Origin of the sequence: Glaciibacter kafniensis (assembly GCF_039538945.1) — a bacterium.
Classification (GTDB): Bacteria; Actinomycetota; Actinomycetes; order Actinomycetales; family Microbacteriaceae; genus Cryobacterium; species Cryobacterium kafniensis.
Genome location: NZ_BAABCN010000019.1, coordinates 1 through 656, shown reverse-complemented (window position 1 = coordinate 656; position 656 = coordinate 1). Strand labels below are relative to the sequence as shown.

Below are 656 nucleotides of genomic sequence, written 5' to 3'. Positions count from 1 at the left end.
ACGCCGACGACATCGGTGCGTCGTTTGATCTCCTTGTTGACGCGTTCCATTGGGTTCGTGGACCAGATTTGCCGCCAGTGTTTGACCGGGAATCCGGCGAAGGCGAGCACGTCGGCGCGGGCCTCGTCGAGCATCAGGGCGACCTTCGGGTGCGACTTGCCGAGCATCCGCACGACCTCGTCAAACTGGGCGTTCACGTGCTCGGCGTCGGGCTGCGCGAACGCGGTGCGGATGATCGAGGCGACCATCTCCTGAGACGCTTTGGGCACGATGGCGAGGACGTTGCGCATGAAATGCACCCGGCAACGCTGCCACGCGGCGCCCTGGAACGCGACGTTGATCGCCTTCTTCAGCCCGGTGTGAGCGTCGGAGATGACGAGTTTCACCCCGTTCAGGCCGCGGGCCTTCAACGAGCGCAGGAACGCGGTCCAGAACGCCTCGTTCTCGCTGTCACCGACGTCGAAACCGAGCACCTCCCGGCGGCCGTCGGCGGCGACGCCGAACGCGACGACGACGGCTTGGGACACGACCCGGTGGTTCACCCGGGCCTTGCAATACGTCGCGTCAAGGAACACGTACGGGTAGTCCAAGGCGGACAGGTCTCGGTCCCGGAACGCGCCGACCTCCTTGTCCAGGTCGGCGCAGATGCGGGATAC

Annotated in this window: 1 protein-coding gene; it reads right to left on the bottom strand. The window is 65.7% G+C overall.

The annotated features are described in order from the left end of the window. Positions 1 to 656: IS256 family transposase (locus ABD791_RS21190; RefSeq protein WP_345069957.1), on the bottom strand; the 656-nt coding region annotated here is incomplete at both ends.